The following is a 13,764-nucleotide window of genomic DNA, read 5'->3' as shown; positions in this document are numbered from 1 at the left end:
CCAGCGCCGCATCCGCGACCGCGCCCATCAGGCCCAGCCGCCCGCCGCCATAGACGACGCCGATGCCGCGCTCCGCCAGCGTCCGGCCCACCTGCCGCGCGGCGTCGGCATAGATGGGGTCGGCGGGCAGCGCGGAACCGCAATAGACAGCCAGTTTCTTCATTCCAGCCCTCGTTCGTCCGTCAGGCAAGATCGTCCAGCATCAGCGCGGCGGTCGCCTTGGCGCTGCCCACGACGCCCGGAATGCCTGCGCCCGGATGCGTACCCGCCCCCACCAGATAGAAGTTGGGGATCACATCGTCACGGTTGTGCGCGCGGAACCAGGCGCTTTGGGTGAGCAGCGGCTCCAGGCTGAAGGCGCTGCCCAGATGCGCCGACAGGTCGCTGCGGAAGTCGGCGGGCGTATAATGAAAGCGGGTGACGATGCGCGACCGGATGTCGGGGATCAGCCGGTGCTGGATCTCATCGAGGATGCGCTCGGCATAGACGGGCGCGAACTGCTCCCAGTCGATCGGCAGCTTGCCCATGTGCGGCACCGGCGCCAGCGCATAGAAGGTCGAATGCCCGTCCGGCGCCATCGACGGATCGGTGACGGTGGGATGGTGCAGGTAGAGCGAAAAATCCTGCGGCAACACCCCATGCTGGTAGATGTCGGTCAGCAGCCCTTCATAGCGCGGCCCGAACAGGATCATGTGATGGGGTATGCCCGGCCAGCTGCCCTTGATGCCGAAATGCAGCACGAACAGGCTGGGCGACCAGCGCTTGCGGCTGAGCTTGTCCGCTTCCTTTTCGCCGCGCGGATGATGGCCGATAAGGTCGCGGTAATTGTGCATCAGGTCGGCGTTGGACGCGACCGCATCCGCCTCCCCCCGCCATCCCGACGCGGTGGTGACGCCCACCGCCCGGTCGCCATGGGTTTCCACCCGCACGACCGGATCGGCAAGGCGCATGGTGCCGCCCAGCCGCTCGAAATGGGTCGCCATCGCCTGCACCAGCCGGTTGGTCCCGCCCTTGGCGAACCACACGCCGCCGTCCTTTTCCAGCTTGTGGATCAGCGCATAGATGGCGCTGGTCTGCATCGGATTGCCGCCGACCAGCAGCGTGTGGAAGGACAGCGCCTCACGCAGCTTCTCATTCTTCACATGGGACGAAACGATGGAATAGACCGACCGCCACGCCTGATTCTTCGCCAGCGCGGGCGCGGCCCGGATCATGGAGGCGAAGTCAAGAAAGGCGACCGATCCGAGCTTGCGATAGCCCTCCTCATACACCTCGCCCGCATAGTCGAGGAAGCGCTGATAGCCCGCCACATCCTCAGGGTTCAGCTTCGCGATCTGCGCGCGCAGGGCGGCTTCGTCATTGGAATAGTCGAAGCTGGTGCCGTCCCGCCAGTTCAGCCGGTAAAAGGGCGTGACGGGGACGAGGTCGACATCTTCCGCCATGTCATGCCCGGACAGCCGCCACAGTTCGGCCAGGCAGTCGGGGTCGGTGATGACGGTCGGCCCGGCATCGAAGACGAATCCGTCCTTTTCCCACATATAGGCGCGCCCGCCCGGACGGTCGCGCGCTTCCACCAACGTGGTTTCGATCCCGGCCGATTGCAGCCTGATCGCCAGCGCCAGGCCGCCAAAGCCCGCGCCGATGACAATAGCTTTCCTGTTCATCAGGCGTGGGGGTTCAAAACTGCGCGCATGGCGCTCCTTATGGGCACGGGCGGCTTCCCGCACAAGATGCGGATGCGATCGCGCAAGGTGGAGCGCCCGGAATAGAAGCGGCCGACAAGACGGGGGTCCAGCCTGTAGAAGCGCTGGAACACGCGCCAGCGCTGGTCCGGCGCGGCCGCACGAAAGAGCATGCGGGCAAGCATGCGGTAAAAACCGCCCGATCGCCAATGCGCCGCCGCCCGCGCGCGCGTGGCCGCAGCCAGCCCTTCCAAAGGCTGCTCGACCAGCCACAGGGCGAAAGCCACCGCATCGGGCAGGGAATAGCCGGTCATGGGATGGAAAAGCCCGCCCCGCACGCCCGCGCGCGCCACCGGGTCCTGCGGCGGCCAGAATCGATCGAAGTCGCCACCCTGCGCCACCGGCAGCACGCCGCTTTCGCGATGGACGACCGCCTCCACCTCCCACCCCTGCGCATCGGCATAGGCCGCGATGCGGGCGTCAAGCGCGGAAACGTCGAGGTCCGGCGTATCGCTATAATAAGTGTCCTCGACGAACAGCGTATGTTCGTCCCAGGGCAGCAGATAGACGAAGCGGTATCCGTCCCGCTGATCGACCGCCGCATCCATGATCACGGGGCGCTCCACTCCATGCGGGACCTTCATCAGCAGCGCGTGGCCAACGAATTTCTGCCATCCGCATTGCAGCGCCGAAAGATCGCCGCCGCCCCGCGCGTCCAGCACCGCGCGCGCATTGATCATGCGGCCATCGCTCAGGGCAACATGGTCCGGCCCCACATCCGTCACGTCCGCATCCAGCAGCAGGCTGCCGTCCAGCAGATTGCGCCCATAAGCGTCGAGCCGCCCCGATGCGATGCTGTTATAGGGCGTGTCTAGGCGGCGCACATAACCGGGAAAGCGCACCTCATGCCCCTGCGGCCAGCGGTGCGTGATCAGCGGATCGATCAGCCAGCGGTCTTGCGCGGGCACGTCCCCGTCGAAGAAGGACCAGATGTGATTACCGCCCAGCGCCCCTTCCCGCTCCACCAACAGCAGCCGCACCTCCGGCCGCAGCCGCGCGAAGGCGAACGCCGCCAGGCTGCCGGCAAGCCCTCCACCGATGATAGCGAGGTCGCAATCCAGATTGTCCGCCATGCCGACCTGTTAAGGCCACAGCCCGGCGACGAAAAGGACGATCTTGCCAGATCGGTCAATATAGGGTAGGGGGGTATCCTATGCATGTCGTGGTGGACAAGGACAGGCTGCTGGCGCGGGTGCGCCGCATCGCCGGGCAGGTCGGGGCGATCGAGCGCCAGTTGCTGGGCGAGGCGGACTGTTCCGAAACGCTGCAACTGGTGGCGTCGGTGCGCGGCGCTGTCGGCAGCCTGATGGAAGAATTGATCGAGCAGCATATGCGCGACCATGTGGCCAGGGCAGGCCTGACGGACGAGCAGCGGCAGGCGGCCGCCGAAGAGATGCTGGCCCTGATCCGGCGATATGGGAAATGACCATGCATGAAGATCATGGCGGCCACCGCCATCCGCACGACGCGCACGACCATCCTCACGAGGCGCAGGAGCCTTTCCCCATGCCCGCCGGAGAGGATGGCGAGGAACGCCATTATTTCGACCATATCTACCTGACCGCAGGCCATGACCGCAATGCGCGGCGGACGCTGTTCGTCGTCGGGCTGACCGCGCTCACCATGGTGGTTGAGATCGTCTTCGGCTGGCTCACCGGCTCCATGGCGCTGCTGGCGGACGGCTTTCACATGGCGACCCATGCGGGCGCGCTGGCTGTCGCGGCCGCCGCCTACAGCTATGCGCGCAAACATCAACGCAATCCCCGCTACACCTTCGGAACCGGCAAGATCGGCGACCTGTCGGGCTTCGCTTCGGCGCTGCTGCTGGGCGTGACCGCGCTGTTCATCGGGGTGGAATCGGTCCTCCGCTTCTTCGATCCGGTGCAGGTGCGGTTCGGCGAAGCCACGCTGGTCGCGGTGATCGGGCTGATCGTCAACCTCGCGAGCGCGATGCTGCTGGGGCACGACCACAGCCATGATCATGCGCATGACGATCATGACCATTCCAGCCACGGCCATGCCGACAACAATCTGCGCGCCGCCTATGTCCATGTGCTGACCGACGCATTGACGTCAGTGCTGGCGATCGTGGCGCTGCTCGCGGGCCGCTATATGGGCTGGTGGTGGTTGGACCCGGCGGTCGGCATATTGGGCGCGATCGTCATCGCCCGCTGGGCCTGGGGCCTGATGAAGGACACCGCCGCGATCCTGCTCGATACGGCGGAGCCTGCCCTGATGTCACGGGTCCGGCAACTGGCGGAGGCGGAAGGCGGCACCATCCGCGATCTTCACGTCTGGCGCATCGGCCCGCATGCCCATGCCGCCATCATCAGCCTCGCCCCCGGCGCGGACGCGGACATGGTGCGGCAGCGGGTGCGCGCCCTCCCCCGGATGGAGCATGTGACGGTGGAATGCGGCTAACGGGCCGCGAACCGGAATCGATCAGAGCGCCTGCCCCGCCGCCCAGCCGCTGGCCCAGGCCCATTGGAAATTATAGCCGCCCAGCCATCCCGTGACGTCGACCGCTTCGCCAACGGCATAAAGGCCCGGAACGCGGCGCGCCTCCATCGTCCGGGAAGAGAGTTCCGCCGTCGCTATGCCGCCGATCGTGACCTCGGCCTTGGCGAACCCCTCGGTCCCGTTGGGGCGGAAGGTCCAGGCGCGCAGCCTCTGTTCGGCCTCCTGCAATTTGCGGCCGGGCATATTGCCAAGATCGCCGGTCAGGCCCAGCCGCTCCGCCAGCACGTCCGCCAGCCGGCCGGGCAAAAGCCCGCGCAGCAATGTGGTTAGCGTGATCCGGGGCCGCGCCCGCTTCGCCTCGATCATCCATCCCGCCGCCTGATCCGGCAGGAAATCGAGATCTATGGAGCCGCCATGACGCCAATAGGATGAGATTTGCAGGATCGCCGGACCCGAAAGCCCGCGATGCGTGAGCAGCGCCGCTTCCCGGAAAGCCGCCCTCCCGCAGCGCGCGATCACATCCGCCGAAACGCCGGAGAGCGACCGGAACAACAGTTCCTCCCCGCCCAGCGTCAGCGGGACCAGCGCCGGACGCGGCTCTACGATCTTCAGCCCGAATTGCCGCGCAAGGTCATAGGCAAAGCCCGTCGCCCCGATCTTGGGAATGGATGGGCCGCCGGTCGCGATCACCAGTGACGGCGCAATGGCCACCCGGTCCCCATGGGTGACGCGAAACCGGCCGTCGCCATGGCTGATCGCGCCGATCGCATGACCAAGGCGGATCGTTACGCCCCCGGCCTGGCATTCGGCCAGCAGCATCGCCACGATCTGCCGCGCGCTGCCGTCGCAGAATAGCTGCCCCAGCGTCTTTTCATGCCAGGCGATGCCGTGCCGCTCCACCAGCGCCAGAAAGTCTGCCGGGGTGTAGCGGCCCAGCGCCGACTTGGCGAAATGCGGGTTGGCGGACAGGTAACGGTCCGGCGCGGTATGGATGTTGGTGAAGTTGCAGCGCCCGCCGCCGGAAATCAGGATCTTCTTTCCCGCCTGCCCGGCATGGTCGATGACCAGGACGCGCTTGCCCCTCTGCCCCGCCGCCGCCGCGCACATCAGGCCAGCGCCACCCGCGCCCAGCACGATGGCGTCGAAACGTTCCTCAGGCGAAGGCATCAGCCAGCGGCGAGCGCGTCCATGATCTGCCGCACGGGCGTGACATCATATCCCGCCGCCGCCGCCTGTTCGGCCAGACCTGCCGGATGCTCTCCCGCCCGCGCGCGCGTCAGCGCCCACAGCAGGGTGCTGCGCGTGCCTGACCGGCAATAGGCAAGGACCTTCCCCTCCCCCGCCTGTTCGAGCGCGGCGGCCATGCCGTCCAGTTGCCACGGGGCGAAGCCGCCATGGGCGACCGGCACCGCCGCATAGCCGATGCCCGCCGCCTTCGCCGCCGCTTCGATGGCCGCGCCGTTGGTCTGCCCCGGCTCCTCATCGTCCGGGCGGTTGTTCACGATCATGGTCACGCCCAGCGCCTTGGCCTCTTCCACCTGATCGACGGTGATCTGCGGGGACACGTAAAGGCTTTTCGTCAGCTGGCGGAACATGGGCACACTCCTTGGGATCGCGGCAAGCCATGCGCCTGTGGGCCGCGGCTTTCAAGAGGGCAAGGCGGCGGAAGCGGGCCGCCTCATCAAAGATGGGGCCGGATCGCCGCCAGGAAGGCGTCTCCATAGGCCTCCAGCTTGCGGTGGCCGACGCCGCTCACATGGCTGAGTTCGGCCAGGGTGGACGGGCGCTGCTCGGCCATTTCCCGCAGCGTCGAATCGTGGAAGATGACATAGGGCGGCACTCCCGCCTCCTGCGCCAGTTCCCGGCGGCAGGCGCGCAGCGCGTCGAACAGCGGATCGCCGACCGGATTTTCTGCGCTGCCGTTGCGCGCGCTCCTGCGGCGGCGTTCCTTGCGGGGCGGCAGCACCAGGCTCACATCCTCTTCACCGCGCAGGATCGGGCGCGCGCTGGGCCCCAGCTCCAGCCCGCCATGCTCGTTCGTCTGGAGCGCGTCCCTGACCAGCAAGGCGCGCGACACAGGGCGGAGCAGCGCGGCTTCTTCGCCATCGACGATGCCATAGACCGATATCCTGTCATGCCCCCGCTCGCGAATCTTGTCCGTGACCGCGCCCGTCAGCACCGATTCGATATGCCCCGCGCCAAAGCTCTGCCCCGTCCGGTAGACGGCGGACAGGAATTTGCGCGCGGTCTGGGTGGCGTCGATGCTGGGCGGGGGGTTCAGGCAATTGTCGCAATTGCCGCAGGTGGGGGGCGGGTTCTCGCCGAAATGGCGCAGCAATATGGCGCGGCGGCAGGTCCCCGTTTCGACCAGCGCGCCCAGCGCCGCGATCCGCGCCCGTTCGCCCTGCTGCCGCGCCGGGTCCAGCTCGGCAATCCGCATCCGGGCGCGGGCGAAATCCTCCGCGCCCCAGAACAGATGCGCTTCGGCCGGTTCGCCGTCGCGCCCGGCACGGCCCGATTCCTGATAATAGCCCTCGATCGACTTGGGCAGGCCAGCATGGGCGACGAAGCGCACGTCCGGCTTGTCGATGCCCATGCCGAATGCGACCGTGGCCACCATCACCATGTCCTCGCTGGCGATGAAGGCGGCCTGGTTGGCGGCGCGCAGCTGCGGGTCGAGCCCGGCATGATAGGCGCGCGTGGGCCGTCCTGCCCGCCCCAGCGCCTCGGCCAGCTTCTCCGTCGCCGCCCGCGTCGGCGCATAGATGATGCCCGGCCCGGTGCTGCCCGCGATCAGGTCGGCCAGTTGCCGGTTGAGCCCGTCGCGCGGATGCACGGCGTAGCGGATGTTGGGCCGGTCGAAGCCCGCGATGATCATGCCTTCGCGCGCTATGCCCAGCTGGACCAGAATATCCTCACGCGTATGCGCGTCCGCCGTCGCCGTCAGCGCCAGCCGCGGCACGGCGGGAAATTCGTCCAGCAGGGGCCGGAGAAGCCGGTAATCCGGCCTGAAATCATGCCCCCATTCGGAAACGCAATGCGCCTCGTCTATGGCGAAGAGGGCGATGCGCGCGGAGCGGAGCAGGTTGCGGAACCCCTCCCCGCTTGCCCGTTCCGGCGCGACATAGAGAAGGTCCAGATCGCCATTGCGCAGCCGGTCCTGCGTTTCGCGCCAGTCGGCATCGACGCTGGTCAGGCTCGCCGCCCGGATGCCGACCGCCTGGGCCGCGCGCAACTGGTCGTGCATCAGCGCAATCAGCGGGGAGATGACGACGCAGCACCCCTCCAGCGCGACGGCGGGAAGCTGATAGCAGAGCGACTTGCCCGCGCCCGTCGGCATGATCGCCAGGGTCGCCTGTCCCGCCATGATCCGGCCCACAACCTGCTGCTGCACCCCGCGAAAGCCGGAAAAGCCGAAGACGTCGTGGAGAAGCGTGAGGATATCGGGCCGCATGCGGGCGTTCCTAGCGGCTGCGGCGCCCCGCGCAAACGGTCATTGCGGCGGATCGAGCAGGCAGCCCCATCCCGGCCGGTACTGCGCCGAGCGGGAGGCGAGCAGCGGCACGCTCGCCCGGACCGACCGCGATTCGGGCCGGTCGGCGAGCGTCACCAGCGCCATGCCCGGTTCCTTGTCGGTGCGGCAACTGTCCATCGTCCGCCCTTCGACATAGCGGCAGGCGCAGGCGACCCGCGCGCCATAGCCCGCCCCGACTTCGGCCCGCGCGCGCAGATCGCCCCATTTCCAGGCGAGCAGGCCCGCCAGCACAACGGCTATAGCGGCCAGAACGAAGATCCATTTCGGGCGGCCGGACATGCTCGCCTTTCCTGCATTGCGACGATGTTGACGCATTTCGCCGCCACTGGCTTTCCACCGGACGCAAAAATGCTCTAGGGCGCGGCTTATGAAGCTGGAGCGGAAAAGCGTAAAGCGTCTTGGCGCGGCGATCGCACTTTTGTCGCTGCTGGGGGCGGCGGCCATGTGGCGCGCGGGCGCGGCCGATCCCGTGCCCGCCTATGCCGTCGCGAGCGATGCCGCCGTCGATGAAGCGCTCCTCCGATCCGCGATCGACGCCCTGTTCGATGGCGATGAGGATGTGGGTGAAACGCGCGCCCTTCTCATCATGCATCGGGGGAAGATCGTCGCCGAACGCTATGCGCCGGGCTACGGCCCGCAAACCAGGCTGCTGTCCTGGTCGATCGCCAAGAGCGTGACGGCGGTGCTCGCCGGGCTGATGGTGTCGGACGGGCGGCTGGCGCTCGATTCGCCGGTGCCGGTCGCGGCCTGGAGCCAGCCGGGCGACCCGCGCGGCCGCATCACCTTGCGGCAATTGCTCACCATGTCGTCAGGCCTCGACCATGTGGAGGATGACGAGCCGATCGCCCAGGCCGATACGATCCGCATGCTCTTTACCGATGGCGCGCAGGACATGAGCGCCTTCGCCGAATCGCAGCCGCTGGCCCATGCGCCGGGTTCGGCCTTTTCCTACAGCACCGGCAGCACGCTGATCCTGGCCGACCTGATGACGCGCATGCTGACCAGCAGCACCGGCCCGGACGACCGGCGGCGCGCGATGCAGACCTTCATCGACGGACGGCTGAAAATCCCCGCCCGCCTTGGCAGCCTGACGGTGGAATATGACGCGGCGGGCACCATGATCGGCGGCAGCTTCCTGCACATGACCGCGCGTGACTATGCCCGCTTCGGCGAGTTGCTGCGCAACCACGGGCGCGGGCCGGGCGGGCATCAGATCGTGCCGGAAAAATGGATCGGCTTCATGCGCACCCCGTCAGCGCGCAATCCCGCTTATGGCGCGCATCTGTGGCTGAACCGCGACAGCGGCGAAAGCGCCCTGATGCCCGGCCAGGCCCCCGCCAGCCTGTTCGGCTGCGTCGGCCATGGCGGGCAATATATCCTCGTCTCCCCCGCGCAGAAGCTGACGATCGTACGCATCGGCATGTCGCCGGAAAAGGAACAGCGCCGGGCATTGAAGACCGGCCTTGCAAAGCTGATCGCCCTGTTCCCGCGCTGACCTGAGGCGTTCAGAGCAGGAAGCTGCCCTCGATCACCGTGCGGCATGCGCCGGACAGGATCACGCGATCCCCGTCCAGCAGGCAGCCCAGCCTGCCGCCGCGCGCCGACGCCTGAAAGGCGCTGATCCGGTTGCGCCCCAGCCTGCGCGCCCAGAAGGGCGTTAGCAGGCAATGGGCGGAGCCAGTGACTGGATCTTCGTCCACGCCTGCGCCGGGCACGAAGACGCGGCTGACAATATCGCTGTCGTCCCCCGGCGCGGTGGCGATCAGCATGATATCGCCCAGTGACCTCAACCGCGCGAAGTCGGGCGAAAGCGCGCGCACCGAAGCCGCATCGGGATAGAGGAACAGGCTGTATCCGCCCTCGCGCCAGTGCGATTCGACCGGCGTGCCGCCCAGCCCCGCCGCAAGGTCCGGCAAATCACGCGGCTCCATCTGCCAGGCGGGAAGGGACAGGGTATAGGCCTCCCGCTCGCGCGACACGGTGAGGACACCGGCATGGCGGGTGCTGAACCGCACGGCGGTGCGGCTGCCCATCAGCACATGGCCACTAGCGAGCGTCGCATGACCGCAAAGCTTCACCTCCACCGAGGGCGTGAACCAGCGCAGGGCATAATCCGCTTCGGGATCATCGGGCGTGGGCACGGTGAAGGCGGTTTCGGACAGGTTATTTTCCGCCGCGACCGCCTGAAGCGTCGCATCCTCCAGCCATCGGCCAAGGGGAATCACCGCGGCCGGATTGCCGGCGAAGGGCGCGTCGGCGAAAGCGTCGACCTGGGTAAAGGGAAGGCGAGTCATGCATGCTCCTTGGGGGTTGATGCGGACATGCCTCGCTGGAGGCCGCAGCGACAGAGCCGCTTTCCACCAATTGGTCGCTCAGCCTCCGCGCCCCGCCAGAATTGAGGCCGCACCGTCGCCTCACCACTCCAACCCAAAAGCAAATGGGCCAGCCATGAAACCATGGCTGGCCCGTGTCGCGGCTGAAGGGGACATTTTGACCGTCAAGCCATGCCCGGCATGGTGACGCTCCCCAGGCTTACGCGCTGCCGCTCGCCCTCCCGCGGGCGATCGATAGGCAAGAGATTAACGCAGATTGGCTGAGTCGTCTCGCCGAAATCCGGCATTTGGCCGATGACCGGCTCGTTTCACCCCGTCAGGCCAGCCGGTCCCGGCCGCACTGCGCGCGGTCGAGCAGCTTCTGGTCCGCCAGCACCAGCGCCATCATCGCTTCGACCACCGGAACGCCGCGTATGCCCACGCATGGATCATGCCGTCCCTTGGTGATGATGTCCGACGCTTCGCCGGTGCGCGTCACCGTTTCGACCGGGATCAGAATCGAGCTGGTCGGCTTGAAGGCGACGCGGACCTTGACCGGCTGGCCCGTTGAAATGCCGCCAGCGATGCCGCCTGCGTGATTGGCCAGGAAGGCAGGCCCGTTTTCGCCGGGCCGCATCGGATCGGCATTCTCCTCGCCGCGCAGCCGGGCGGCGGCGAAACCGTCGCCGATCTCCACCCCCTTGACCGCATTGATGCTCATCATCGCGGCGGCAAGTTCGCTGTCCAGCTTGGCATAGAGCGGCGCGCCCCATCCCGCTGGCACGCCGCTGGCGATGCATTCGACCACCGCGCCAAGCGATGAACCGTCACGCCGCGCATCGTCGAGCAGCTTTTCCCAGCGCAGCGCAGCCTCCGCATCCGGGCAGAAGAAAGGATTATTGCCGATCTCGCCCGCGTCGAAACGGGCCGGATCGATCGCGTCGCCGCCAATCTCGCTCACATAGGCGAAGATATCGACATCCGGGATGACGAGGCGCGCGACCGCGCCCGCCGCTACCCGGCTCGCCGTCTCCCTGGCGGAGGAGCGGCCGCCGCCGCGATAGTCGCGAAAGCCATATTTGGCGTCATAGGCATAGTCGGCATGGCCGGGGCGATAGGCCTTGGCCACTTCGGAATAATCCTTCGATCGCTGATCCTGATTTTCGATCATCAGGCTGATCGGGGTGCCGGTCGTCTTCCCTTCGAACACGCCGGACAGGATGCGAACCTCATCGGGTTCGCGCCGCTGGGTCGTGAATTTGGACGTGCCGGGCTTTCGCTTGTCGAGGAAGGGCTGGATGTCCGCTTCGGTCAGCGCCAGCCCCGGAGGACAGCCGTCCACCACCGCCCCGATGGCGGGACCATGGCTCTCCCCCCAGGTGGTGAAGCGGAAGACGCGGCCGAATGTGTTGAAGCTCATGCCCTGACCCCTGGCCTGCCGGTCAGCCCTTGTCGAGCGCGATGTCCGGCGCGTCTTCCGCCTTCATGCCCACGACATTGTAGCCCGCATCGACATGATGGACCTCGCCGGTCACGCCCGACGCCAGGTCGGACAGCAGATAGAGGCCCGCGCCGCCCACGTCCTCGATCGTGACATTGCGGCGCAGCGGCGAATTCAGCTCGTTCCACTTCATGATGTAGCGGAAATCGCCGATGCCGCTCGCGGCCAGCGTCTTGATCGGGCCTGCCGAAATGGCATTCACGCGGATATTTTCCGGCCCCAGGTCCATCGCCAGATATTTGACGCTGGTCTCCAGCGCCGCCTTCGCCACGCCCATCACATTATAATGGGGAATGACCTTTTCCGCGCCATAATAGGACAGCGTCAGAAGGCTGCCGCCCTCCGCCATCAACGCCCGCGCGCGCTTGGCCACCGCGACGAAGCTGTAGGCCGAGATGTTCATGGTCATCAGGAAGTTTTCGAGGCTGGTGTCGACATATTTGCCGCGCAGCTCATTCTTGTCGGAAAAGCCGATCGCGTGGACGACGAAGTCCAGCTTGCCCCAGCGCGCCTTCACCTCGTCAAAGGCGGCGTCCAGCTTGCCCATGTCGGAAACGTCGCAATCGATCAGGAAATCGGACCCCAGCTCCTCCGCCAGCGGCCGCACGCGCTTGGCCAGGGCCTCGCCCTGATAGGAAAAGGCGAGTTCCGCGCCCTGCGCCCGCAACTGCTTGGAAATGCCCCACGCAAGCGACTTGTCGTTCGCAAGCCCCATGATGAGGCCGCGCTTTCCCGCCATCAAGCCCGTCATTTCGATGTCCCGTTCCCTTTGCCTTCGGCGGCCGCCGCCTGCCATTCCTCTTCGGGGAATTCAGCAAGCGCCGCGTTGAGTTCCGCGCCAATTACCACGCCAAGCCCGACGAGAAAGAAAAAAATGAGGGTGATCATGACGCCCGCCAGGCTGCCATAGGTCGCGTCATAGCCGCCCAGCAGCGACAGGGTCGGCGGCAGCAGCATGGTGACGCCATACCACCAGAGCGCCGTGGCGACCGCGCCGGGCCATTTGGGAAAGCGCTTGTCCTTGTAGGCGCTGGGGGTCAGGGAGAAATAAAGAGAGTAGAGCGCGATGCACAGGATCACGATGGGGGCCAGCCGCGTGACCGTGACGATGCGAATGGCGTCGTCGGCAAAGGGCAGGAGCTGGTGCAGGAACTGGTCGACGCCCGTCATGATCACTTGCAGGGAAAAGGCGAACATGACCGCAAAGACGCTGACCAAGGTGATGCCGATCGCGTTCAGCCGGTAACGCCAGAAAGGATGGGTGCTTGTCGTCCCATAGGCGCGGCGCAATATGTCGCGGATGGTTTCGATGAGACTCCCCACCGTCCACAGCCCGACCAGGCCGCCCAGCCAGAGCAGCGGCCCGGTGCGCGCGTTCAGCACGTCATGGATGGGCTTGCGCACCACGTCGGCGACCCCCTCCGGCACGGTCTGGAGGAAGGCGCTGACCGCCGCCAGCCCATCCTGCGACCGTCCGAAGATGCTCGCCACCGCCGCCGCGACGATGAAGAAGGGGAACAGCGTCATCAGCGACAGATAGGCAAGGTTGCCCGCATGGATGAAGCCGTCGCTATAGGTGCCCACCGCCACCCGCTTCACTATCTCCAGCATGTAGGAGCCGGGCGGCACCCGCTCCATCTGGCGGTGCAGCCGCGCCTTGGCCTGATGGGCGATCTTGCGGCGGCGGGATTCGGGCGAATAAGGCGAAGGCTGCATCGGCCCCTAACGCCCTATACGCCCAGATGGGCCCGCACGGCCCGGCTGTCCTGCCACCCTTCGACCAGCGCCTTGATCGCGGGATCGTCCGCCGGAACGTCGATCTGCAACCGCACGAGCTGATCGCCGCGCGTCCCATTCTTGCCCGTGAAGCCCTTGCCACGCAGGCGCAACACCTTGCCGGAGGTGGAGCCAGCGGGGACGCCCAGCATCACCGGCCCATCGACTGTGGGAACCTTCACCTTGCCGCCCTTCACCGCCTCGTCCAGCGTGATGGGCAGGTCCAGCAGCACATTGTCGCCGTCGCGGGTGAAGAAGGGATGCGGCTTCACCTCGATCGTGATGATCGCGTCGCCCGCGCCGCCCGGTCCTTGCTGCCCCTTGCCCGTCAGCCGCATCTGCGTGCCGGTTTCGACGCCCGCGGGCAGTTTCAGGTCGATGCTCTTGCCGTCCTGCAAGGTGATGCGCTGGGGCGCGAGCGTCGCTGCATCGACGAAG

General features: G+C 66.8%; 15 protein-coding genes. 3 read left to right on the top strand and 12 right to left on the bottom strand.

Going from position 1 to position 13,764, the window contains the following annotated elements; genetic code table 11:
- The 3 genes from L288_RS0121325 to crtY form a co-directional block, all read right to left on the bottom strand.
- A partial coding sequence (locus tag L288_RS0121325) for an LOG family protein (protein ID WP_031304013.1) occupies positions 1-163 on the bottom strand: 163 nt, incomplete at its 3' end.
- Positions 164-182: 19 nt separating this feature from the next.
- The gene (locus L288_RS27005) at positions 183-1,664 is read right to left on the bottom strand and encodes a phytoene desaturase (protein WP_021237277.1); all 1,482 of its coding nucleotides are present in this window, start codon (positions 1,662-1,664) and stop codon (positions 183-185) included.
- Positions 1,664-2,815, bottom strand: coding sequence for a lycopene beta-cyclase CrtY (gene crtY / locus L288_RS27000; protein WP_021237276.1), 1,152 nt, complete (start codon positions 2,813-2,815; stop codon positions 1,664-1,666). Before crtY ends, L288_RS27005 begins: the two co-directional genes overlap by 1 nt.
- 80 nt (positions 2,816-2,895) lie before the next feature.
- Between crtY and L288_RS26995 the strand changes: the two genes are divergently transcribed.
- The gene (locus L288_RS26995; RefSeq protein WP_021237275.1) at positions 2,896-3,168 is read left to right on the top strand and encodes a metal/formaldehyde-sensitive transcriptional repressor; all 273 of its coding nucleotides are present in this window, start codon (positions 2,896-2,898) and stop codon (positions 3,166-3,168) included.
- On the top strand, positions 3,165-4,163 hold the full coding sequence (dmeF, locus tag L288_RS26990; protein WP_031304010.1) for a CDF family Co(II)/Ni(II) efflux transporter DmeF: 999 nt from the start codon (positions 3,165-3,167) through the stop codon (positions 4,161-4,163). The genes L288_RS26995 and dmeF overlap by 4 nt, the downstream gene beginning before the upstream one ends.
- Positions 4,164-4,184: 21 nt before the next feature.
- Here dmeF and L288_RS26985 read toward each other — a convergent pair whose 3' ends face one another.
- From L288_RS26985 to L288_RS26970, 4 genes are all read right to left on the bottom strand, one after another.
- A complete protein-coding gene (locus L288_RS26985) occupies positions 4,185-5,369 on the bottom strand; it encodes a BaiN/RdsA family NAD(P)/FAD-dependent oxidoreductase (protein WP_021237273.1) in 1,185 nt (394 codons plus the stop codon).
- Positions 5,369-5,797, bottom strand: coding sequence for a TIGR01244 family sulfur transferase (locus L288_RS26980; RefSeq protein ID WP_021237272.1), 429 nt, complete (start codon positions 5,795-5,797; stop codon positions 5,369-5,371). The genes L288_RS26985 and L288_RS26980 overlap by 1 nt, the downstream gene beginning before the upstream one ends.
- An 86-nt stretch (positions 5,798-5,883) precedes the next feature.
- The gene (recQ, locus tag L288_RS26975) at positions 5,884-7,656 is read right to left on the bottom strand and encodes a DNA helicase RecQ (RefSeq protein ID WP_021237271.1); all 1,773 of its coding nucleotides are present in this window, start codon (positions 7,654-7,656) and stop codon (positions 5,884-5,886) included.
- Positions 7,657-7,695: 39 nt separating this feature from the next.
- Positions 7,696-8,016: a hypothetical protein gene (locus tag L288_RS26970; RefSeq protein ID WP_021237270.1), complete on the bottom strand. Its 321-nt coding sequence runs from the start codon at positions 8,014-8,016 to the stop codon at positions 7,696-7,698.
- An 88-nt stretch (positions 8,017-8,104) separates the two neighbouring features.
- Here L288_RS26970 and L288_RS26965 point away from each other — a divergent pair, with 88 nt between their 5' ends.
- Positions 8,105-9,232, top strand: coding sequence for a serine hydrolase domain-containing protein (locus tag L288_RS26965; RefSeq protein WP_021237269.1), 1,128 nt, complete (start codon positions 8,105-8,107; stop codon positions 9,230-9,232).
- A gap of 10 nt (positions 9,233-9,242) precedes the next feature.
- Here L288_RS26965 and L288_RS26960 read toward each other — a convergent pair whose 3' ends face one another.
- From L288_RS26960 to L288_RS26940, 5 genes are all read right to left on the bottom strand, one after another.
- The gene (locus L288_RS26960) at positions 9,243-10,031 is read right to left on the bottom strand and encodes a PhzF family phenazine biosynthesis protein (RefSeq protein ID WP_021237268.1); all 789 of its coding nucleotides are present in this window, start codon (positions 10,029-10,031) and stop codon (positions 9,243-9,245) included.
- Positions 10,032-10,386: 355 nt separating this feature from the next.
- Positions 10,387-11,469 (bottom strand): chorismate synthase, encoded by a 1,083-nt coding sequence (gene aroC, locus L288_RS26955; RefSeq protein WP_021237267.1) that lies wholly within the window; start codon positions 11,467-11,469, stop codon positions 10,387-10,389.
- A gap of 22 nt (positions 11,470-11,491) precedes the next feature.
- Positions 11,492-12,301 (bottom strand): enoyl-ACP reductase FabI, encoded by an 810-nt coding sequence (gene fabI, locus L288_RS26950; RefSeq protein ID WP_021237266.1) that lies wholly within the window; start codon positions 12,299-12,301, stop codon positions 11,492-11,494.
- Entirely contained in the window at positions 12,298-13,266 is a 969-nt protein-coding gene (locus L288_RS26945) for a YihY/virulence factor BrkB family protein (RefSeq protein WP_021237265.1), read from the bottom strand. Before L288_RS26945 ends, fabI begins: the two co-directional genes overlap by 4 nt.
- A gap of 14 nt (positions 13,267-13,280) precedes the next feature.
- Positions 13,281-13,764, bottom strand: a 484-nt coding sequence (locus L288_RS26940; RefSeq protein ID WP_021237264.1) for a DnaJ C-terminal domain-containing protein, incomplete at its 5' end; no start/stop codon positions are given.

The organism is Sphingobium quisquiliarum P25 (genome assembly GCF_000445065.1).
GTDB lineage: Bacteria > Pseudomonadota > Alphaproteobacteria > Sphingomonadales > Sphingomonadaceae > Sphingobium > Sphingobium quisquiliarum.
The sequence above is the reverse complement of the archived record's forward strand: the minus strand, read 5'-3'. Positions and strand labels throughout refer to the sequence as shown.